The sequence below is a fragment of the Marinicrinis lubricantis genome, assembly GCF_042658665.1.
Lineage (GTDB): Bacteria > Bacillota > Bacilli > Paenibacillales > KCTC-33676 > Marinicrinis > Marinicrinis lubricantis.
In genome coordinates this window covers 17,710-40,124 of sequence record NZ_JBHSQV010000033.1, presented here as the reverse complement: position 1 = coordinate 40,124, position 22,415 = coordinate 17,710, and the positions used below count along the sequence as shown (strand labels likewise).

The window sequence follows — 22,415 nt, the reverse complement described above, 5'->3', positions numbered from 1 at the left end:
AAAAAGGAGTGCTGATGGTATGTGGCAGCAAGCAATTGAAGATGCAGTGGCAAAGACGAAGAAGAATTTGATGAATCACGGTGAACAGTTTCCTCATATTACTGAAGGAAACCGCTATCAATGGGGAGACAACAACGATTGGATTGAAGGATTTTACACCGGACTCGTTTGGCTGAGCTACGAATTTACGGGCGACGAATTTTTTAAGAATGCGGCTTACCGACAAATTGACAATTTCCGCGAGCGGCTTCGGATGAAAACATCGCTCGATCATCATGATATAGGATTTCTGTATATGCCATCTGCTTTTGCAGGCTGGCTCATTGATAAGAATGAAGAAGCAAAACAGCTGGCACTTGAGGCAGCGGATCATCTCATGACCCGCTGGAGACCTGAAGGCGGATATATTCAGGCATGGGGCGCAAAGGGTGACCCGGCTATAGGCGGCAAAATTATTATTGACTGCATGATGAATCTTCCGCTGCTGTATTGGGCTTATGAACAAACCGGAGATTCCAAATACCGGGATGCGGCCGTTACGCATGCGAATAAGAGCAGACGATTCTTAATGCGGGGAGACGATTCCTCTTATCATACGTTTGATTTTAATATGGAAGATGGAACCCCTGTACGCGGCAACACCCATCAAGGGTATACGGATGGTTCGACGTGGTCTCGCGGGCAGGCTTGGGCTGTGTACGGATTCGCTCTATCCTACCGATATACTCGTGATCCGCTCTATTTGGATACTGCCCTGCGCGCAGCGAAATATTTCATCCAGCAGCTGCCCGAGGACGCAGTAGCCTATTGGGATTTCAATGTGCCGGTGGAGGAAGGTACGCCTCGTGACAGCTCAGCTTCTGCAATTGCCGTATGCGGCATGCTTGAAATTGTACAGCATATCGGTGAAGACCATGCCGACCGGGGCACACTGCTTGAGGCGATTCAGCGCACGATGGTTTCGCTGAAGCAAAATTACTCGACCATGGGCGAATCTGAAGCGGAAGGCCTGATCAAGCATGGATCATATCACGTATTGGCCGGAAAAGGGCCGGATGATTTCATGATTTGGGGAGACTATTTCTACCTTGAAGCGTTAATGAGATTAGAGAGAGGGATCCCTGGATACTGGTACGAAAGATAATTAAACCGCTGTCAAGGCTCTTCAGGAATGAAGAGCCGCTTTGAGAGGTAGGAATAAACGGAAAGTTACCATGTGATGCTGCCTGAAGCAGTGTGTTCGAATGAATTCTAATGAGGTGGGATTGCATTCAAGTGAATACAAAGTAAATGTCCGCTCAACATGCACCCGTTCGAATATGGAATATGAGAACGTTGTAATGGGGGAGAATCCAATGATCCTGCAGCTGATCAGCTCACTCTCAAAGGTATTTCCGGATGAACATCCGAGAGAACGTTCAATGACACGATTAACCGCTCTGATGGAAGAGAACATCTCATTCCAAGCTGCACTTTATTCCACGGAACGGATGACCCTATTGAGATTTCGTGTGGAATCGCCGTTAGCACCTTATATATCCGTCTATGAAGTGGGACTTGTACCGTCCGAATTGCCTGTATACAGCGATCATGACGATTTCGTGCTTCGCAGTGAACCAGGTCTTTACCCCGATCCACTTTATGTCTTGGAGCCGGATCGATTGTGTAAATTGCCCGGAGGCCAATGGCGTGCATTCTGGATCGAAGTGGATCGCGATTCGAAGGCAGCGCCTGGTACATATCCGATCCGTGTCATGGCCGAATCCGCTCAGGGGGAACTGCTGGCGGAAGCCGTCTTGGAGCTGGAGTTGCTTCCCGCTGCGCTTCCACTCCAAAGGCTTATTCATACCGAATGGTTTCATTGCGATTGTATTGCAGCGGCTCACCATACCGCAATGTTCAGTGAGAAGCATTGGCACCTAATGGAACGATATGTGAGAACGGCGGTAAAGCACGGGATGAATATGATTTTGACCCCGCTCTTTACTCCGCCTCTCGATACGGCCGTAGGGGGTGAACGACCTACAGCCCAGCTCGTAGAGGTGCGAAAAATAGGCAGGCGCTATGAATTTGGATTCGCTGCGCTTCTCAGGTGGGTTCAGATGTGCAGAGCTGCAGGCATTCAATTTTTTGAATTTTCGCATCTATTTACGCAATGGGGAGCAAAGCATGCTCCGAAAATTGTAGGTCTTGAGGATGGAGAGCTGAAGCTGCTGTTTGGCTGGCACACCGATGCGGCCGGCGAGGAATACCGGCAGTTTTTGGATCAATTTTTACCTGAACTCGTCCGCTTCATTAAGCAGTATGGAATCGAAAAGTACAGTTATTTTCACGTATCGGATGAACCGCATCTGGAGCATCTGGAAGCCTACAAAACCGCAGCATCCATTTTGGATCGCCATTTGGCTCAATTTCCGAGAATCGATGCATTATCTGATTATGCCTTTTATGAACAAGGCTTAGTGCCATGTCCGATTCCGGCAAATAACCATCTCGAGCCCTTTCTTGAGCAGGGTGTGCAGGGATTGTGGACCTATTATTGCTGCTCCCAATACCTACAAGTATCTAACCGGTTCTTTTGTTTCCCCTCTGTTCGTAATCGAATCATTGGCATTCAGCTGTATAAATATCGGATCGAGGGTTTTCTGCATTGGGGCTATAACTTCTGGAATGCACAATATTCCGTACATCCGATCGATCCGTATCGTATAACGGACAGCGGGTTGGCTTTTCCTTCTGGGGATGCTTTCCTAGTCTACCCCGGGGATAATGGACCGGTGGAATCGCTTCGATTAAAGGTATTTCATGAAGCGTTACAGGATTTGCGCGCTTTGGAATTGTTAGAAAGCTATGTCGGCAGAGAGCGCGTTATGCAGCTGCTGGAGGATGGCTTGGATGAGCCGATCACTTGGAAACATTACCCTCGCGAATCGGAATGGCTGCTCTCGAAGCGAGAGGAAGTGAATGCGATGATTCGCAGACATGCCTACGGCACAGGGGTGAACTCATGAAATCAAAACCGATCACAGCTGTTATTGTAGGTGCGGGTCAAAGGGCCATGATTTATGCTTCTTACGCGATCAAGCACCCGGAACGTCTCCGAATTGTAGCGATCGTGGAACCGAACGAAGCACGCAGAGAGCTGGCTGCAAAAGCCCATGATGTCGGTCCTGAACACTGTTTTTCTTCTGTCGAAGAAATGGTAGCTGGTCCCAAGCTTGCGGACGCAGTCATTAACGGCACAATGGACCTTTTGCATGTGCAGACGACAGTGCCATTATTGGAAGCGGGTTATGATGTGTTGTTAGAGAAGCCGATTGGAATCGATATGGACGAAATATGGAAGCTCAGGCAGGCGGCTGAGCGCTGTGGACGATTGGTGATGATCTGCCATGTACTTCGCTATGCTCCGTTTTATATGACGATTCGCCGCATGATCCAGGCGGGAGACATCGGAGATATTTTGAACGTACAGACGGCAGAGCATGTTCGTTATGATCATATGGCGGTTTCCTTTGTCCGGGGCAAATGGAACAGCGAGAAAGCATGCGGCTCGTCGATGCTGCTGCAGAAATGCTGTCACGATTTGGACATTCTCGCATGGATGATGGGCGGGGTTAAACCGACGAGTGTCAGCAGCTATGGAGGGCGGATGTTTTTTAGGCCCGAAAAAGCCCCAGAGGGTGCGGGGAAACGATGTTTAGTCGATTGCAAGATGGAAGACAGCTGTGTGTATTCGGCCAGAAAGCACTATTTGGAACGAGCCTTATGGGGACAATATGTTTGGGACAATGCGCATTTGGGACAAAAAATAAGCGCGGAGGAGAAGCTGAAGCAGCTGCGGGATGAAAGCCCATATGGACGCTGTGTTTGGCACAGCGATAACGATGTAGTCGATCATCAATCCGTCATTGTCGAATTTGAGAATGGGGCTACGGCATCGCACAATATGGTGGGAGGCGCGGCGAAGGCGTCTAGAACCCTGCATATCATTGGAACGAAAGGCGAAATCCAAGGGACCATGGATGATGGTTGCTTTGTTCTTCGCAAGCCAGATATCGCTCATGCAGGAAGGTATACAGAACAAATGATCGCGTTGGACGTTAAGGGGGACAGCCACGGCGGCGGAGATTTGAGGCTCGTCGAAGACTTCGTCGATGTGCTGCTGGGAGCCGAGCCTTCGATTTCCTATACGAGTCTGGACCAATCCATCTATGGCCATGCGATTGGTTTTGCCGCGGAGGCGGCCAGAAGGAGCGGAACGGTCATACAGCATTTTGTCTCATAGATTGAGCGAAGTACAAGGGACGATGATTCGTCCCGTTTCTTTTTTTGGGCAGAAAGCTCAATGGGATCAAGCAGGTGATGGTTGGTAGATTGTGAGTTGATCCGTATCTATTCTTTTTCCTTCTTAATCTTAAAGTCGGCGATCACCTTTTTATCCGTGAGCTGCTTGAGCGCGTCTCTAAGTCCGTCAGGTGATAAATTGTCAATTCCCAGCTTTTCCTTCAGCAGCTTTAATTCCTTTTCATTATGGTCTTCCGCTGTCTTTTTTCCTTTCATTGTGCCGAATTCCTCCTATCGCATCTATACCCGTTATTATGACGGATTGACGCATCATTTTCCAGACCGTCTAGCTTCTTCGTGTCGAATATGCAATATAGACGTTTAATGGACAACGAACATGAAAAAAGTTTTGGTATGATAAAGGTAACGGTACGATGGAGTGAATGGAGGAAAGCCTGATGATGGATGGAACAACTTCAATGCTTAAATTGGCGCAGTTGAAGAAGGGTGTCACCAGCCATAGAATATCGTCTACCGGTCTGGATGATGCACAAGATTATTGGCGCATACCCGGAGGTGAAACCATTACACTCGCAACGATTGAAGGAGTCGGGATCATCAAACATATTTGGATGATGACGAACGAATCGATCCATTCAATGAGAGGGTTAGTCCTTCGGATGTATTGGGATGGCGAAGCCGATCCTTCAGTACAGTGTCCCTTAGGCGATTTTTTTGGTAAGGGCCCGGCTAAAGAGGCTCCTTTGATGAGCCTGCCGCTCCAATCGACGGAATTCGGCATGCACTGTTGGTTTTCCATGCCTTTTGCTGAAGGTGCAACGATTACGATCACGAACGATACGGCACAGGAGGCACTATTGTATTTTTCTATTGATTATCAAAAAGGTGTCTTTAATTGTGATGCGATGGGCAGGTTTCATTGCAGCTGGAACAGAAAACGGGTCACCGCGCCAAAGCCAATAAAGATTCCCAATATAAAAAGAAAAATGAAATCGTTTATGATTCCCGCTGAACCATATCCGGTTCTGGAGGCGGAAGGCAGGGGGCACTTTGTCGGGTTTGTCTTACATACCGATTCTACCGGTTCAGGAGGGCGAAGTACGGGTAATGAAATTTTGTGTGTCGACGATGAGCGATGGCCGCGAAATGTAAGCCGCGCGAAGACGTCTGCGCCTAATGCCGTGAAATCGAGGCTCAAGAAGTCATTTTCTTTACCTTATGATGCTTATAAAGACGAAAAAGGACTGGATCAAGATCGTTATTCCTACTTTCGATTTCATATTGAAGACCCTATATATTTCCAAGATTCATTCCGGTTCTGCATCGAGCCGGCGGCTGATATGGACGAGCAGGGAGATTGGTCCAGTACCGCATATTGGTATCAAATCGATAGAAAAAAATCTCTGCCTGATGTTGGACGTTTTCAAGATCGCATTCGATTATCGAAATCTGAAATTAGGGAGGAACTCGAGCAGGTCATTCAGGAAAACGGTTCGGCCCAGCACCAGACGGTAGAGCAAGTGAAACGCTATGTCCAAGAACACTATGCGAAAAAAATTCACCTGCAGGATGTGGCAGACGCCGTATCCATGAGCAGGACGTATATATCGAATTTGTTTAAACAGCAGACCGGGATGACGATCTGGAATTACCTCGTAGCTGTTCGGATGCAGCACGCAAGGGATATGCTCTTGAGAAGCTCGATGAAAAGCTATGAAGTCGCGATGCGGGTAGGATACGAGAACAGTATTCATTTTTCGAAGCTGTTTAGAGAGCATTTTGGCCTGAATCCCATGGAGTTCAAAAGAAAAATGGGAGGATAAATAAAAGATTCAAACCGTCTTTTTTTCAAAAGGCGGTTTTTTTCATGATGAACATTGAAGTTCATGAAGTACGAATGGGAAGGAAGACAATGATGATGTGGGTCTGCATAACCTTTCGATTTATGTCGTTAAAAGACGAAATGCGTGAATGTTCTGAAAATATCATAATATCACGATATAAATCAAAAGATTGCCTCATTGTTGATTTAAAGACATCGTCTTAAAATTTTCTATAAAGAACTCATGGGGATGAAAATTCCCCTAATATATCGTGAAGGGGGCTGAACAGGAATAATAAACAACATGAACTGGATATGATTCATGATTTACCCATAACGGTGGAAAAAGGAGCTGTTTGCAAGAATGAAAAAATGGTTCACGGCGCTTTGGAGTTTCATCGTCTGCGTGTCTCTTGTAACCCCTTCTATAGGGGCGAGCGGTACTAGCTCTTCTGCTGCGGTGCTTAGCAGCTCTAGCAAGGCATTAAAAGTAGGTGAATCGGTGACAGTGAATGTCGTCATCGAGCAGGTGACAGATTTATACGGTATTCAATTCGAAGTCGTGTACGATCCTCAAAAGCTGAAAATCGTACAGAGGTCGATTTCAAGCAGCTACAATGATGTTCTCAAAAATGCCGATCCTGCAGCAGATTTGGAACGCACATTATTTCCGCTTACCCGCAGCTCTTTATCAGATACGGCGTTTAAAGAGCAGATCAAATTGGCTTCCTTCACGTTCGAGGCACTGGAAGCCGGAAGTGCTGTTATCGAGCTGCGACAACTCAAGGCGGTGTCTACCGAAAAATATGTCAATACATATGGCCGTAACGATCTAAAAGTAATCCCGATAGTGAACGCAGCCCCCCTTCGACTTCAAATCACTCCAAGTAACGATCAGGGAGGGCAGCCCGGAAACCCCGGACACCCTGGAAACCCCGGACGCCCTGGAAATCCAGGCAATCCTGGAAATCCTGGCGGAGTGAGTGAGGAACTGGTGGACATGCTGGAGCAATTATTATCTGAACATGATCCTCAAAAGGCGCTGCAAACGCTGCTGGAATGGCTTGAAAGCCGTTCGGATTCTTTATCCGCTGTAGAAAAACAAAGCGTGAGTGAAGCGGCTCATCAATTGATTGGAAAATTACTACATATGAATTCACACCTCTCATCACTAGATTCCTCATCGTATTTATTGCTGGAAGAGACCACTTTTCAGAATTTGATTCAAATGTATAAACAATGGTTAGCTGCAGCGAACGACAAGGAACTGGATTTCGATCGTACAATTCCATTTTCAATTTCGATCGAGAGAGGTGGGAATCTCCCTTTACGAATGTCCGCGCAAATGATAGAGACTTTATCGGAATTACAGCTGGATGTTCAAGTTCGGGCGCATGGCGCAATCGTGACGTTTCCGATTGATTCGTTCACAGACAAGCCTTCGGATGTAGTCATCCGCATCGCATCACAATCAGGCAGCGAGTCTCTTGAGGGTACCGTCCGTTACCGTCCAGCAGCAATCTATCAGTTTGAGGCTGGCTGGGACGACGAAGGCACATTGGAGTGGATCGATTCTTTCACAGACGGTGTGACTGTGGAGGTTCAGTACGAAGAAGGTTCACTCGATACCGAGAAACTTGGCTTTTATTACTTCAATGAGAAGACAGGCCGATGGGAATACATGAAGCAGGCCAAGCACGATCCAGCGAATTGGATCTTTACTGTCAAACTGGATCATTTCAGCCAGTATGCCGTGTTAGAACGTACTCAAAGCTTTACCGACTTATCAAGCACTTATGCGCAGGCGCAGCGTGCGATTGACGTGTTAACCGCACAGCATATCCTGAGCGGAGTGGACGAGAGCTATTTTGCCCCGAATCGGGCGTTAACCCGTGCAGAATTTACGGCTGTATTAGCGAGAGTGTTTGATTGGGAAGCCACTGCCCACAGCGGGGTATTCACGGATGTTAAGGAAAGCCAATGGTTTGCTGGTGCGGTGGAAGCGGCTTATCGTGAAGGTGCGGCTCAAGGATACGCTGGTCAATTTCATCCTAATGAACTCGTGAGCCGGGAGCAGATGGTCTCCATGCTCATACGTGCTGCAGGCGTTTCTGAGCAAATTGATTCGGAAGCAGCACAGCGATTTGTCGATGATCAGTTCATTAGCAGCTGGGCAAGAGAAGATGTCTATGTTGCACGAAGTCTCGGATGGGTGAAGGGCGACGGCACGAATCGTTTGGATCCTCTGGCGTCATCGACACGAGCGGATATGGCTGTATTCATCTATCAATTCATGAGCAGTAGGCTATTGAATCAAGAATAGAGAGGAGCACTCCTATGATTCTTATGAGAAACATGCCCAAATGGGTGGTTATGCTGCTGGCAGCGGCACTGCTGCTATGTATCGTCCCGACACAGCAAGCACAGGCAGCCATTCGTACAACATTCGGCGAGCCTATCGAAATCGGACAGCCTCTGGAGTCGGATTCGACGATTGCAATTTATGATAGTGTCGTTGGACAAGAAGACGGCCACAATGTCCTGTATACGACCCTTTCGGGGGAGCCGGCACAGTTCAATGTCATCAACTTAGACACATATGAAGTGATCCGAGCCATCCCTCTTCCATTAGCTAAGGATTCATGGACACATGTGATTTCTCCGGATGGCAGCTACGTATATATTGCCTCCAATCAGCGCTTATACCGCTACTCCACTTCAACGAAGGAGATCGAAGACCTGGGCGTCATTGTTGCCGGTGAAACCGCCATCTACGGCTTGTCGGTGGATGAATCCGGAACGGTATATGGAGGTACGTATCCGAATGCTAAAGTGTGGAGATTTGATCCGGAAACAAAGCAATTCAGCGACTATGGACGGATGTCCGAGACGAACAGCTATGTACGTTCGCTTGCGTTCCATGACGGTGCTATATACGCGGGCATAGGTTCAACGGGCAGTATTGTGAAGCTGGATCCAGTGACGGGTGAGAAAACGGTGATTCCGCTACCTCCTGTCGAAGAAGTTACGGGTGGCCAATATCCTTATGTTTATAATTTGGACGTTGTCGATCAGTATTTATTTGCCCATCTGAGCGGCGGAGGACTCAGTAAGCTGATCGTTTACGATCTAGAGCTTGAGCAGTGGAGAACCGAGCAGTTCAATAACTTTCACGGCAATCGGGTATCTCAACCGATGAATGGAAAAGCCTATTTCAAATTAAACGGAAACGGCGGTTTGAAGCTGGTTGAGCTTGATCTTGCCTCTTTTGAGACGAGAGAACTGAAGGTGGAGTTAGATTTCTCGATGAAAGGCGGCGGATGGGCGTATATTAACGGAAATGAGCAGCTTCCGGGAGCGACGCTCGTCAGTATTACATTCGACGGTCGAGTAGCGTACTTCAATATCGAGACGGAAACCGCCATCATCCAGCAGCCGATTGTAAAGGGACTTCCTGTACCCATCCAAGCGCTGGAGAAAGGACCGGACGGAAGACTTTATATGAGCGGATATCCTGGAGGCAAGGCTGCGATCTATGATCCAGAGACTCAGGAAACCGAACTCTTTACGATGGGACAAGCAGAAAGCATTGGATTTATTGGCGATAAGGCCTTATTCAATGTATATCCTAAAGCCCACATTTATGAACTCGATACTACGCTGCCCATAGATGAAACGAATCCGAAGGAATTATTCCAAATCGGAGAAGAGCAGGATCGTCCTTATGTGAATCTGACGGCGGGAAGCACGATGTACATGGGAACGATCCCGGATTACGGTAAATTGGGAGGCGCACTCGTTGTTTATGATTCCGCGTCGACCTCGGAAACAAAGCATAAAGTATTCCGCAATATCGTGCAGGATCAAAGCATTGTAGGACTTGCTTATAAGGACGGCAAAATATATGGTTCGACTTCGATTTATGGCGGACTGGACTCAGATACAACGGCAAGCTTGGCCAAGATGTTCGTATGGGATACGGCTGCAGAAGAGAAGATTGCCGAATTCACGCCAGAATTGCTGCAATCCAGAAATGTGCCCATGATCAGCGGTCTAACCTTCGGACCGGATGGATTGTTGTGGGCAGCAGCGAATGGAACGATATTCGCATTAGACCCAGACACCTATGAAGTGGAGAAAAGCGTAAACGTATATCCAGAAACCGATAACTACGGGATGTGGCGTCCGATTCATATACGATGGGGAGCGGATGGACTGCTATATACCGACTTGGCAGGCCGTCTGACCGTGATTGATCCCGATACGTTGGAAGCTCAAAGCCTTGGTATGAACACGGCGCTGTTTACGTTGGGAGATGACGGAAATATATATTACTCACAATCGACTCGTCTTTATATGATTCCGGTCACTTCAGGAGAAGACACCGAACCGACGGACCCGCCGTTACCGCATTTAAATGTAATGAACGGCAGCTTTGAGCAGACCTCCAGCGACGGATCGATTCCAGGATGGAGTTATTTCTTCAGTGAAGAAACGCCGAACATCTCCTATTCGATAAGCAGCGAGAAAGCGTACAGCGGCAGCAATAGCTTGAAGATTACCGATACTTCGTCAAACGAGTCGGTAGCGCTGGCCAGTGATCCGATTGCAGTTGTTCCAGGAGAGGCATATGATGCTTCTGTACAGCTGTTCATTGAAAGCGGCCGATCAAGTGTATTATGGAGATTTTATGATGCCGAAGGCAAACAAGTCGGTTCCGATACGTTAGCTCACATCCAAACGGGCCAAGGTAATTGGCAGGAAGTGAAGCTGTCTGCGGTCGCGCCGGATAACGCCGTCACCGCACGCATGTTTGCTTCATGTTCATTAGCATGGATGACGACGGCCTATTACGACGATTTCAACATCAACGGCAAATTCCCGGGCGAAGAGCCGGATGGCGCAGGAATGCTTCAATTGAGCGTACCTTCCAATCCGATCTATGTGAATGGTACGATCGACTTAACAGCCTCCGTGAAAAATGCGGGAGATCTCTACGCTGTCGACGCAACACTGCTCTATGATGCACAGAAATTTACGGTTGAGCGAATTGAAGTCAGTGAATCGTTCAAGTCTGGCCATGAAGTATTATTCCAATCCGATATGTCCGAGCCTGGAATAATACAATTCATAGCTTCCCAGTTGGGCGACCATGCTGTGCGGGGGGACATCGACGTTGCCGTGGTCACATTTCGAGCCTTATCGCCTGGAGATACGCAGGTGATTTTAAGCAAGGAGTCTACTTTGGCGCAATCCGATGCCGATGTGACGAATGAATTGTTTCCATTAGATGAGGACATTATTGCTTCGATTTCTATCGGAACGATACCGGGTGATTTTGATGGCAGCGGTTCGATTGAATTATACGAAATCGTAGCGGTGGCCAAGCGAATCGGAGGAGCCTACGACGCAGTATACGATCTGAATGGAGATGGTCAGGTGGATGTAGCGGATCTTTCAATGATCGTCATGGTGTACATGGAACAGTAAACGTCGTAACATTAGGTGAACGTCGAGTGGTGGAGAGGGCCGCCTTCAGGGCGGTCTTTCGCTCACCGACTTCAGCGCCGATTTCCTAAAAACGATGTAATAAACAAGTATTTACAGGGAGGGTTTCATTCGTGAGCTCCTCCCTGTTTTTTTGTTCAAGCAGGAGGGCGGCGGGCCATTCATCCGCTGTACAGCAAGGTTTGCACACGATCGCTCAAAATAATACAAAGCATGCAAAAAAGTCCGAAGACGTTAGTTCAGGAGATTTGAAGTCTATTTTTGTGCTGCAAAAGTGTGTGATTGCAGGAAATCTCACATCACTTCATATTAAATAAAAGACTACCAAGTGAGACATCACCACCACCACTTGCAACCTATTGGCGAGGAGGAAAGTATGAATGGCGCAAATCAGGTTTAACCATGTGTATAAGAGATATGGAAAGGACAAAGAACCGGTTGTAAAGGACTTCCATCTGGATGTAGATGATCAGGAATTTATTGTCTTCGTTGGTCCTTCCGGCTGCGGCAAGTCAACGACTCTAAGGATGCTGGCTGGATTGGAGGATATCTCTGAGGGAGAAATTCTCATTAATGGTGAAGTGGTCAACGATCAGCCGCCAAAGGATCGAGACATTGCGATGGTGTTTCAAAATTATGCGCTGTATCCCAATATGACCGTGTACGAAAACATCGCATTTGGCTTGCGTCTACGAAAGATGCCAAAGCACGAAATCGATCTCGCGGTCAAAAGAGCCGCACGTGTTCTGGAAATTGAAGCCTATTTGGGAAGAAAGCCGAAAGAGCTTTCCGGGGGACAGAGGCAGCGTGTCGCTTTGGGGCGTTCTATTGTCCGCAATCCGCAAGTATTTTTGATGGATGAACCTCTTTCCAATTTGGATGCCAAGCTTCGCGTTCATATGCGAACTGAAATCATTAAGCTGCACAAGCAGCTCGGTGTCACGACGATTTACGTGACGCATGACCAGACGGAAGCGATGACGATGGGAAGCCGAATTGTCGTCCTGAAGGACGGGATCATTCAACAGGTCGATTCCCCGGAAACGATCTACAACCAGCCTAAAAATATGTTTGTGGCCAGTTTCATCGGTTCGCCCCAAATGAATTTTATCGAAGGAAAAATACTTGAAAACGGCGATAAGCTTGAATTTCACACCAATCGGCATGCGCTTCAAATACCGGACGGCCAGGCTAAGGTGCTCCGCCAGCACAATTTAATTGAACGCTACGTTCTGCTCGGCATTCGTCCAGAAAATATCAGTATCGAGCCGATCGTATTCGACGCCTTCCCTAACGCAGCCTTTTATGGAAGGCACTTATTCAGTGAATTGATGGGAGCGGATCGTTTTCTTTACGTGGATATTGGTACCGATAAGGATTTGGTTGTGCGCGTTAATCCTCGAAATCATTTTGAGGACGATGAGAAAATTAGAATGGTCATGGATATGCACAAGGTTCTCTTTTTTGACCGAACAAGCGGTCTGAGATATGAATAGAATCGAAATGCACGACAGGAAGAGGTGAGTATATGATTTGGGTAAGGCGATTGTTGATTGTGGCCATATGTATCGCACTGATCGTAGTGCTGCTGCCCGATGAAGAAATCGATCCATCGTCTCTAGTATTGGATGAAGCCACTTTGCTTGCGGCAGAGCAATTATCTGAGCAATTTGAAAGCGCTTCAGAACCTTACTACAGCGATATATTGAATCGTTGGGAGGAAGAGCAGGTTCAAGCTGCGAATAGCACGGTGACACTGAAAGGAAGTGACATGTCGGCACATTCCGAACAGGCGAAGTTCGAGATTGGCTCCTATGGGGGCAAGAATGACGTCCTGATCTGGAACAGCGACCGCTCGAATTGGATCGAATACGAAATCGAAGTCCCAGAAAGCGGATTATATGAGATAGCGCTAACGTATCAATCGTATATCGATAAATCAAGTGCTTATCAAAACTATCGGGCAGCCGTGTTGGCTGTATCGATTGATGGGGCATTTCCATTTCGGGAGGCGAAAGCGATTTCATTCCCGAGAAGATTTAAGGATGAACAGCCTTTCAAGAAGGATGAGTTTGGGGATGAAATTCGGCCGAAACCGATAGAACTTGAAGAGTGGACTCGTAAACCGTTCGAAGATTCGGAAGGCGCCTACTCGCTTCCGCTGAGATGGAATTTAAGCCAGGGCAAGCATACGCTTCGGTTTCAAACGTTTACTCCCATTGTCATAGAGAAGATTGAACTCACGCCGCCTACTACGATTCACACTTATGCAGAGGTGAAGCAATCTCAGCCAGATGCAGAGAAGGTGGATGGCGAGGTCATCATCATCGAAGCCGAGAATATGCTGTCGAAAAGTGATGTGGCGATCCAGGTAGCGGTCGATCAGGATCCGCTTATGACACCGGACGCTCGGAATAAGACTATTTTTAACGCGGTCGGAGGCACCCGTTGGCAGGAGGGGTCGGGTTCCGTGACGTGGACCTTTACCGTTCCCAAAGACGGATATTATACGATCGGTATGCGCGCTTTTCAAAGCTACCAATCCAATAAAAAAGTATTCCGAAAAATATATATCGACGGCAAAGTTCCATTCCAGGAGCTGCTGGCCTATCCATTCGGATATTCTACGGCATGGCAGGGCATTACCCTTGAGGATGAACAGGGGAAGCCGTATGAATTTTTCCTAGAACAAGGCGAACATACGATGACGATGACAACAACCTACAGTCCATACAGCGAAGTGTTGAAAAAGCAGGCAGAAGTTCTGTTTGCGATTCGGGATTTATCGGAGGATATCAATACCATCGTGGGAGGCGTGGATGATCCAAATCGGACTTGGAGAGTCCAAGAGGATTTTCCGGAGCTGATTACGCAGCTTGAAGCGATCATGGCTGAGTTAAAGGTGATGAGAGCGCTTCTGCTGGATGCGAATGGAGAAGTCGATGCGAATTCGCAGGCGCTGTCCACTTCCATTACAGATGTAGAGGATATTTTGGAATTTCCGAACGATATTCCTTACAAAATTGAAGATTTGTCGATGATATCGACTCGCATCGGATCGTTGACGGACAGTTTAACCCACGCACCGCTCATGCTGGATAAGCTGTATGTCGCTCCGGTTGGAACTGACATGCCTAGGATGACGGCAAGATGGGATGAGAAAATGGGCCGTTCCGTATCCGCATTTTTCCACTCGTTCAGCGACGATGGAAGATTGTCTTACGATGACGAGGATGTCATCAATGTATGGGTGAATTACGGCCGGGATTACGTGAATGTGATTCAGGAGATGGCTGATCAATACTTTACGCCGGAAACGGGGATTCAGGTGAAGGTGGATCTGCTGCCGGATGAGAACTTGCTCGTCATGTCGAATGCCGCAGGCAGGGCGCCGGATGTTGCGCTGGGCATTACCGAGGGCAGACCGATTGAACTGGCTGTCCGCGGCGCAGCTGAGGATCTATCCCAATATCCTGGGTTCGACGAGCTGTTCGAGCAATATTCGCCGGGCTCTACGCTGCCGTACTACTACGCTGATGGTTATTATGCGCTTCCCGAAACGCAGCGTTTTCAAGTTCTGTTTTATCGCAAAGATATTTTACAGACCCTTGGATTGGAAGTGCCGGATACTTGGGAGGACGTGATCGAAATGCTGCCGACATTGCAGCAAAACGGTTATAACTTCCATATCCCGTACAACGATTATATGACGTTCTTATACCAATATGGAGCCGAGTTCTACGAAGAAGACGGCATGGCGTCAGATCTGGATTCACCAGAAGCGTTCGAAGGCTTTAAGATGCTGACGGATCTGTTTACCATTTATGGAATTGAGCGTCAGGTACCAAGCTTCTATCAGCATTTCCGTGATGGTGATATGCCGATCGGAATCGCAGATGTCAATATGTATTTGCAAATGCGGGTCGCGGCTCCTGAGCTGGAAGGCTGGTGGGGAATGGCGCCATTGCCCGGCGTTAAGCAGGATAATGGTGAAGTGTCCAGATGGACAGGAGGCAATCAAACCGCTGCAATGATGTTTGAAAAGACCCAGCATAAAGACGAAGCATGGAAGTTCATTCAGTGGTGGCTGTCTGCAGAGACGCAGCAGCGATTCGGCAACGACTTGGAAGGGTTTTACGGCGTGGCTTTCCGCTGGAACACGGCCAATCTAGAAGCGTTTACGCAGCTGCCGTGGAATCAAGAGGAGCTGAACGTCATGCTGGAGCAGTGGCGTTGGTATAAGGATATTGCCAATATTCCGGGCTCATACTTCATCTCCAGGGAACTGCTCAATGCTTGGAACCGGACGGTACTGAGCGGACAGAATTACCGGGATTCGCTGGAAGAGGCTGTACTTCGTATCGATCGTGAAATATGGAGGAAAGCGAATGAATTCGGATATATTGATGACGCGGGACAGGTCGTGGACACCTACGATCCGCCTCGTGTGAAAGAACCTTGGAATGGAGTGGATACCTATGTCATTGAATGAGACTCCATTGGCGAAGACGAACGTCCCTACTGGCAAGCCAACACTTCAGACGCGGTTCAGCCTGCTTGGTAAAAGGATTTGGCAGTACCGGCTATCCTATTTGTTTATCGCGCCTTTTGTGATTTGCTTTTTGGCGTTTATCGTGATTCCTGTCTTGGCGGCATTCGGTCTCAGTTTTACAGACTTTAATACGATTCAATTTCCTAATTTTATCGGTTGGGACAATTACGCCTACATTTTCTCGCAGGACACGATTTTTTTGGAGCATGCCATCCCCAATACGATTAAGTTTGCGGTTATTGTCGGCCCTGGAGGATTAATTCTTTCATTTATTCTGGCCTATCTGATCGCCCAGATTCCGGATAAATTCAGAATTTGGTTTGTACTTGCGATATACGCCCCTTCATTAACTGGAGGGGTTGTCATGCAGATCATTTGGCTTCCGCTGCTTGCGGGAGACAGCATTGGATATTTGAACAGTTTCCTGCTGGGTCTCGGGCTGATCGAAGAACCGCAGCAGTGGGTGCTCGATCCTGCCTACTTGATGAATGCGATGATCATCGTAACGCTGTGGTCCAGTATGGGTGTTGGATTTTTGGCGATGCTTGCCGGAATTTTGAATGTTGACCCAACGCTGTATGAAGCAGCTCGTCTCGATGGGGTGAAAAGCCGTCTGCAGGAAGTTTGGTACATTACGATTCCATACATGCGGCCGCAGATGCTGTTCGCTTCCGTTATGGCGATCGTATCCGCTTTCAAAGCGGGAGCGATCGGTGAACAGCTGTCACAGACCAAGCCGACACCGGAATACGCGGGACACACGCTCGTCAATCACATCGATGACTTCGGTTTGATCCGGTTTGAGATGGGGTATGCTGCAGCGCTTTCCGTCGTACTGCTCGTATTCATTTTTGTATTTAACCGTTTGAGCTGGAAATTGTTCGGATCGAAGGAGGATTGAGATGAGCGTGTGGAGTCAAACAGCAGGCAAGTGGTTTAAATGGAGAAGAAAAAGCGGCATGCGGATGGATATGACGCAGAAGGTGCTCATCGTGTTCCTTTCTTTATTCGGACTGTTTATGCTGCTGCCGCTAATCTATATATTCAATCATGCGTTGAAGCCGTATTCTGAACTGTTTATCTTTCCGCCGAATATTTTCGTGCGGGAGCCGACACTGAGCAACTTCACCGAGCTGTTTGTTGTGACGCGGGATTCTGTCATACCGGCTACACGCTACTTGTTCAACAGCGTCATGGTGGCGGGACTCGGAACGGCAGCCGTTGTGATCACGAGTGCGTTATGCGCTTATCCGCTGGCAAAGCACAAATTCCCAGGGCACCAATTTCTGTTCGGTATGATCGTCATTTCGCTCATGTTCGTTCAGGAGGCCGTCAATATTCCTAGATATGTGGTTGTTGCCAATCTAGGATTGATGAATACGTATTGGGCACACATCCTTCCGCATGTCGCCAGTACGATGGGAGTTTTTCTCATGAAGCAGTTTATGGAACAGGTGCCGAATGAGTTGATCGAGGCAGGCAAGATCGATGGGGCGCGGGAAATTACCATCTTTATGCGTATCATTATTCCGGTGACCATGCCGGCTGCGGCAACGGTGGCGATATTGTCATTCCAGTCGATCTGGGGAGACATTTCGACATCCACTTTGTTTATGCAGGATGATGCGATGAAGACGTTCCCGTTCTTCCTGACGACGATTACGCAAAATCTGGCCAATTCGGTTGCCAGACAGACCGCCGCTGCGGCTGCCGCGCTGATCATGTTCCTGCCTTCGCTCATCATGTTCCTGTTTTTCCAACGGAAAGTGATCGCTACGATGGCGCACTCCGGGATCAAATAAAGGGGAGGAGAAAGCATGCGTTCAAATGTACGAACATGGGCCCGGCTGTCAATCCTCTGCCTTCTTGCGGTTGTCCTAGCAAGCCTGGCACCCATCAAAGCTGCTGCCGAAGTCACTTACGGCACGTTTACGAAGGACAGCTTCGGCCATCAAATCATAACACAGCCGGCATATACACCTTATAAAATGATCGGCACGGAATTAACGGTGCCCGATTCAGAAGACCCGTCGATTCAAGTGCCATCACCTCTGCAAAAACCGAGCGATGTGTTTATTGACGATAAGGACAATATTTACATTGCGGATACGGGGAATAATCGAATCGTCAAATTTAACCCAGAGGGAGAATTTTTACGGTATTATCAGCTGGAAGACAATGCGCTCAACGGACCGCAAGGGGTGTTCGTTACGGATAATGGCGATATCTTCATCGCCGATACCGGCAATAAGCGGGTTGTCCGGTTGTCTCAAGAGGGGGAGCTGCTGAATGAGTATCACCGTCCAGAGTCAAGGAATGTGCCGGAAACGTTGAAATTTGACCCGACGAAGGTCGTCGTTGATAAGCGTGGATACATTTATATTGTGACCATGGGCGGCTATTATGGGATGGTACAGCTTGATCCCGATGGAGAATTTAAGCGGTTTTACGGAGCGAACGCAGCGCCGTTCTCTTTCATGGACGCCATTAAGCGGGCGATCTATACACGGGAAATGTACGAGAATGAAACAAGTAAAATTCCGCCTTCCATCAACAATGCGACCATTGATCATGAAGGATTTATTTATACCGTAACCAGCGGGGAAGGCGTATCCTCGCAGCAGATCAAGAAGCTCAATTATCAAGGCGAAAATATATTGGCCCAATACAGTAAATTCGGTACGGCGAAGCAATCGTTTGGGGAATATAACCGATTCGATGCGCGGTTTGTTGACGGAGTATCCATGCAGCCGCAGATCATCGATGTGGCCGTCGATCAGGAAGGAAATTTTACGGTACTAGACTCTTACTATACGTATTTGAGCCAATATGACGCCAGCGGCAACTTATTGTTCTATTGGGGCGGGCCTTCATCGGCGGCGACCTCGCAGCTCGGACTCATTAAGACGCCGTCTGCGATTGAAATCAATTCCAAGGGAGATCTGTTCGTTCTCGATTCTCAGGAAAATATGCTGCAGGCTTATCGCCTGTCGGAATTCGGAGCGTTGGTTCACCATGCGAACCGATTGACACAGCAGGGAAGATATGTGGAGAGTGAGGAGCCATGGGAAGAGGTCTTACGCCTTAACTCGGAGTATTTGCCCGCCATTCTGGGTTTAGCTCGCGTCGCTTATAAGAAGGAAGATTATGAAAAGGCTGCTGAGCTGTTTAAGAGAGCGGGGAACGCGGTCGGCTATTCGGAATCGTTTTGGCAAATACGTCTGCAGTGGTTTCAAAAAAGATTCTCTATTTTCGCAAACACGGTCATCATCATCGCGGTGCTGTTCTTCATCCTGAGAAGGCTATCGCGCAAATGGAACGTGAAGAGGCTATGGCAGCAAGGAATGCGCGGGAATCGAATGGCACTTTTGGATCAACTGAAGCAGACATTGGTCATTATCCGGCATCCGGTCGATGGGTTTACGGCGCTGAGGTATGAGAATAAGGGCAGCTATCTGAGCGCGTTTATTTTGCTGGCGGCTACAAGCACCGCATTAGTGGCCACGGAAACGACGACCAGCTTTGCCTTTAATCCAGTCCCGCCGTCGAGCATCAACATCGGATCCGTGTTACTGCCGTTTTTTGGCGTATGGTTCGGGTTTGTCGTGTGCAATTATTTGGTCAGCTCCATCTATCATGGAGAGGGCCGATTTAAGGATGTTTTCGTCGGCAGCGCTTACGCCTTAGTTCCTTTTATTATTGTTGGATTGCCTTTGGCGATACTTTCCAATATCATGACGCATGCCGAAGGAACAATTTACGATTATTTGCAAAATGGAATGTATATATGGTTGGCGCTCATGTTTATTTGGATGGTGCAGGCGCTTCACAATTACTCCGTAGGTGAAACGATGCTGAATATCATCTTGTCCATATTTGCTTTAATGATTTTGGCGGTATTGATATTCCTCATTTTCGGATTGACGAATGAGCTGATCGTATTCATCTATGAAGTGTACCAGGAGGTGGTGCTGCGATGAGGCTGTGGAAGCATAGGAAACTAATCATCATGGGACTTCTGGCCGTCCTGCTTGTCATAGCGGCCAGCCGAGTGGAATATAAATTCCGAGGTGACGACTCCGCCTTTGCGATGCTTCCCGAAGCGGGGGAGCCGGAGCAAAAAGATGTTATTCTACCAGCTGACAGCGTGTTTGAGCAAGCAGCGGAGACGGATGTACTGCGTCTGAAAGTGGATCGGACGACGGGGCACTTCATCGTTGAAGATAAACGTAACGGACAAATCTGGAGATCTTTTCCTGATCCATTGGATTGGGAAAATGAAGAGATTGGAGGCATGTGGAGACGGCATTTGGCGTCACCGATTATGTTCCAATACATGGACTTCACCATCTATAACTCGCCTGCTCGGGAGAGCAATTTCGTCAGCTTAAACGGAACGATTGAGAATGTGACGGAGATCGAAGGCGGTGTGCAGTGGGTATACGCTATGCCGGAGCTGGGAATCGAAATTCCGGTACAGATCCGCATCGAGGATGACTATGTCGAAACAAGGATCATCGACAGCGGCATTCAGGAAGACCGTTACAGTTTGCTGTGGGTGAGACTGTTTCCGTTCTTTGCCGCGGAGCATTCTGCGGATCGAGAAGGATATATGCTGATTCCTGACGGTTCTGGAGCCATCATCGACTTTGACGAGAATCGGGTGGCAGTCAACCGTGGCTACCAGGAAAGCATTTATGGCGTCGATATTTCCTACCTCACCCAATCAGGCTTCACATCGAGATATCCTGCTCAAATGCCGATCTATGGGCTTCGATCAGGTACAAAAGCGATGCTGGCCGTCATTCATGAGGGCGCAGAGTATAGTGATGTGTTCGCGGCTCCGGCAGGATTGTACAGCCAGTACAACTGGATTACAGCACAGCAGACCTACAGGTCGTCCTTTGAACAAATTACGAATCGCAATAAAGGCACCAGCTTCACGACCTACAATAAGGAAGATAGATTCGGAACCGATCGCGTCATGCGCTATTACATCCTCCCTGAAGATGAAGCCGACTACGTGGGCATGGCATCACGTTATCGTACTTATTTAATGGAAGAGCAGGGGATGAGCAGGATCGAAAATACAGTGGAAGATATTCCGCTTTATCTGTCTATCGTTGGAGCAGATGTCGGCGAAGGGATGTTCGGAGACAAATATTTGAAGGCGACGACAACGGACGAAGCCGGCGGGATGCTGCAGACGCTTCATCAAAACGGGATAGGCAACATGAACGTAACGTATTTAGGCTGGCAGGAGGACGGTTACAGCTCCTACGGCGGCTATTTTGATGTAGATGAACGGATCGGCGGGAATGAGGGAATGCGAACTTTCGTCCAGCTTGCCCATTCTATGAATATACCGGTTACGTTAGGCGTCAATTACGACCTCAACAATACCGGTGTGAACGGATTTAGAGGGCAGTATGACGCCATACGCGATATGGCGGGAACGATTCAAGAATTCCGCATTCGCGGCAGCAGGGTATCGCTCGCTAGCGCAAGATTTATATTGGATGCGGTAGAGGATGATCTATCCGATTATGAAGAGTTACAGGTCGATGGACTGCTCATGCTTTCAACCGGCGGGATGCTGGCGAGCGATTACAATAATCGATTAGGCAGCAGCCGGACTGAGGCAATGTTTTTGCAAAAAGAGATATTACAAAAGGTTAGAGATGCGTTGGGTCGTGTGGAGATTGAGATGCCGAATTTCTATGCGGTAAGTCACGCGTCACATATACATGATCTGGCGGATGACTATTCGTACGACCTGTTCTCCAGAAAAGCGGTTCCATTCGCACAAATCGCGCTGCATGGACTTGTTACGTATACTTCAAGCGAAGAAAACGAACGGCAGCAGTATACGAACGATTTTCTGAAGGATATTGAGTTTGGGGCATACCCATCCTTTGTATTGACGGCTTCGGAGACCGATATGTTAACGGAGGCCTACGGCATTCAGCTTAAAAGCTCTCAGTTCGATGAGTGGGAGGATGCGATTGTAACGGAATATGAGCGCTACAATGCCGCGCTTGCAGAAGTACAGAATCAATTTATCGTAGATCATCGAATGCTGGCGCAAGGAGTCATGGCGACAACATACGAGAATGGAACGACCATTGTCGTGAACTATACCGATTACCCTTATTTGTATGAAGGAACCAATGTGGCTGCAATGGATTACGCGGTCCTGAAAGGAGCTGACGGCAATTGAATAAA

General features: G+C 48.1%; 13 protein-coding genes. 12 read left to right on the top strand and 1 reads right to left on the bottom strand.

Going from position 1 to position 22,415, the window contains the following annotated elements; genetic code table 11:
• Positions 1 to 19: 19 nt before the first annotated feature.
• The 3 genes from ACFPXP_RS05555 (at position 20) to ACFPXP_RS05545 (ending at position 4,288) form a co-directional block, all read left to right on the top strand.
• A complete protein-coding gene (locus ACFPXP_RS05555; protein ID WP_379893186.1) occupies positions 20 to 1,144 on the top strand; it encodes a glycoside hydrolase family 88 protein in 1,125 nt (374 codons plus the stop codon).
• 196 nt (positions 1,145 to 1,340) lie between these two features.
• On the top strand, positions 1,341 to 3,011 hold the full coding sequence (locus tag ACFPXP_RS05550; RefSeq protein WP_379893184.1) for a DUF4091 domain-containing protein: 1,671 nt from the start codon (positions 1,341 to 1,343) through the stop codon (positions 3,009 to 3,011).
• Positions 3,008 to 4,288 carry a Gfo/Idh/MocA family protein gene (locus tag ACFPXP_RS05545; RefSeq protein WP_379893182.1) on the top strand — a complete coding sequence of 427 codons (1,281 nt, stop codon included), beginning with the start codon at positions 3,008 to 3,010 and terminating at the stop codon, positions 4,286 to 4,288. The genes ACFPXP_RS05550 and ACFPXP_RS05545 overlap by 4 nt, the downstream gene beginning before the upstream one ends.
• A gap of 107 nt (positions 4,289 to 4,395) precedes the next feature.
• Here the strand turns inward: ACFPXP_RS05545 and ACFPXP_RS05540 are convergent, their stop codons facing one another.
• On the bottom strand, positions 4,396 to 4,563 hold the full coding sequence (locus ACFPXP_RS05540; RefSeq protein WP_379893180.1) for a hypothetical protein: 168 nt from the start codon (positions 4,561 to 4,563) through the stop codon (positions 4,396 to 4,398).
• A gap of 182 nt (positions 4,564 to 4,745) precedes the next feature.
• Here ACFPXP_RS05540 and ACFPXP_RS05535 point away from each other — a divergent pair, with 182 nt between their 5' ends.
• From ACFPXP_RS05535 to ACFPXP_RS05495, 9 genes are all read left to right on the top strand, one after another.
• On the top strand, positions 4,746 to 6,131 hold the full coding sequence (locus tag ACFPXP_RS05535; RefSeq protein WP_379893177.1) for a DUF2961 domain-containing protein: 1,386 nt from the start codon (positions 4,746 to 4,748) through the stop codon (positions 6,129 to 6,131).
• 363 nt (positions 6,132 to 6,494) lie between these two features.
• Positions 6,495 to 8,453 carry an S-layer homology domain-containing protein gene (locus ACFPXP_RS05530; RefSeq protein ID WP_379893175.1) on the top strand — a complete coding sequence of 653 codons (1,959 nt, stop codon included), beginning with the start codon at positions 6,495 to 6,497 and terminating at the stop codon, positions 8,451 to 8,453.
• A 14-nt stretch (positions 8,454 to 8,467) separates the two neighbouring features.
• Complete coding sequence (locus ACFPXP_RS05525) at positions 8,468 to 11,620, top strand: cohesin domain-containing protein (RefSeq protein WP_379893173.1); 3,153 nt, start codon at positions 8,468 to 8,470, stop codon at positions 11,618 to 11,620.
• A 398-nt stretch (positions 11,621 to 12,018) separates the two neighbouring features.
• The gene (locus tag ACFPXP_RS05520; protein ID WP_379893172.1) at positions 12,019 to 13,134 is read left to right on the top strand and encodes an ABC transporter ATP-binding protein; all 1,116 of its coding nucleotides are present in this window, start codon (positions 12,019 to 12,021) and stop codon (positions 13,132 to 13,134) included.
• A 32-nt stretch (positions 13,135 to 13,166) separates the two neighbouring features.
• Positions 13,167 to 16,130 carry an extracellular solute-binding protein gene (locus tag ACFPXP_RS05515; protein ID WP_379893170.1) on the top strand — a complete coding sequence of 988 codons (2,964 nt, stop codon included), beginning with the start codon at positions 13,167 to 13,169 and terminating at the stop codon, positions 16,128 to 16,130.
• Positions 16,117 to 17,091 carry a carbohydrate ABC transporter permease gene (locus tag ACFPXP_RS05510; RefSeq protein ID WP_379893168.1) on the top strand — a complete coding sequence of 325 codons (975 nt, stop codon included), beginning with the start codon at positions 16,117 to 16,119 and terminating at the stop codon, positions 17,089 to 17,091. The genes ACFPXP_RS05515 and ACFPXP_RS05510 overlap by 14 nt, the downstream gene beginning before the upstream one ends.
• A 1-nt stretch (position 17,092) precedes the next feature.
• Complete coding sequence (locus ACFPXP_RS05505; protein ID WP_379893166.1) at positions 17,093 to 17,992, top strand: carbohydrate ABC transporter permease; 900 nt, start codon at positions 17,093 to 17,095, stop codon at positions 17,990 to 17,992.
• A gap of 15 nt (positions 17,993 to 18,007) precedes the next feature.
• On the top strand, positions 18,008 to 20,170 hold the full coding sequence (locus tag ACFPXP_RS05500) for a YIP1 family protein (RefSeq protein ID WP_379893163.1): 2,163 nt from the start codon (positions 18,008 to 18,010) through the stop codon (positions 20,168 to 20,170).
• Positions 20,167 to 22,410 carry a DUF5696 domain-containing protein gene (locus tag ACFPXP_RS05495; RefSeq protein WP_379893161.1) on the top strand — a complete coding sequence of 748 codons (2,244 nt, stop codon included), beginning with the start codon at positions 20,167 to 20,169 and terminating at the stop codon, positions 22,408 to 22,410. Before ACFPXP_RS05500 ends, ACFPXP_RS05495 begins: the two co-directional genes overlap by 4 nt.
• The last annotated feature ends 5 nt before the right edge of the window (positions 22,411 to 22,415 follow it).

Coding starts and splice junctions, on each gene's coding strand:
- ACFPXP_RS05555 (WP_379893186.1), top strand. CDS start 20: ATGTGGCAGCAAGCAATTGAAGATGCAGTGGCAAAGACGAAGAAGAAT.
- ACFPXP_RS05550 (WP_379893184.1), top strand. CDS start 1,341: ATGGGGGAGAATCCAATGATCCTGCAGCTGATCAGCTCACTCTCAAAG.
- ACFPXP_RS05545 (WP_379893182.1), top strand. CDS start 3,008: ATGAAATCAAAACCGATCACAGCTGTTATTGTAGGTGCGGGTCAAAGG.
- ACFPXP_RS05540 (WP_379893180.1), bottom strand. CDS start 4,563: ATGAAAGGAAAAAAGACAGCGGAAGACCATAATGAAAAGGAATTAAAG.
- ACFPXP_RS05535 (WP_379893177.1), top strand. CDS start 4,746: ATGATGGATGGAACAACTTCAATGCTTAAATTGGCGCAGTTGAAGAAG.
- ACFPXP_RS05530 (WP_379893175.1), top strand. CDS start 6,495: ATGAAAAAATGGTTCACGGCGCTTTGGAGTTTCATCGTCTGCGTGTCT.
- ACFPXP_RS05525 (WP_379893173.1), top strand. CDS start 8,468: ATGATTCTTATGAGAAACATGCCCAAATGGGTGGTTATGCTGCTGGCA.
- ACFPXP_RS05520 (WP_379893172.1), top strand. CDS start 12,019: ATGGCGCAAATCAGGTTTAACCATGTGTATAAGAGATATGGAAAGGAC.
- ACFPXP_RS05515 (WP_379893170.1), top strand. CDS start 13,167: ATGATTTGGGTAAGGCGATTGTTGATTGTGGCCATATGTATCGCACTG.
- ACFPXP_RS05510 (WP_379893168.1), top strand. CDS start 16,117: ATGTCATTGAATGAGACTCCATTGGCGAAGACGAACGTCCCTACTGGC.
- ACFPXP_RS05505 (WP_379893166.1), top strand. CDS start 17,093: ATGAGCGTGTGGAGTCAAACAGCAGGCAAGTGGTTTAAATGGAGAAGA.
- ACFPXP_RS05500 (WP_379893163.1), top strand. CDS start 18,008: ATGCGTTCAAATGTACGAACATGGGCCCGGCTGTCAATCCTCTGCCTT.
- ACFPXP_RS05495 (WP_379893161.1), top strand. CDS start 20,167: ATGAGGCTGTGGAAGCATAGGAAACTAATCATCATGGGACTTCTGGCC.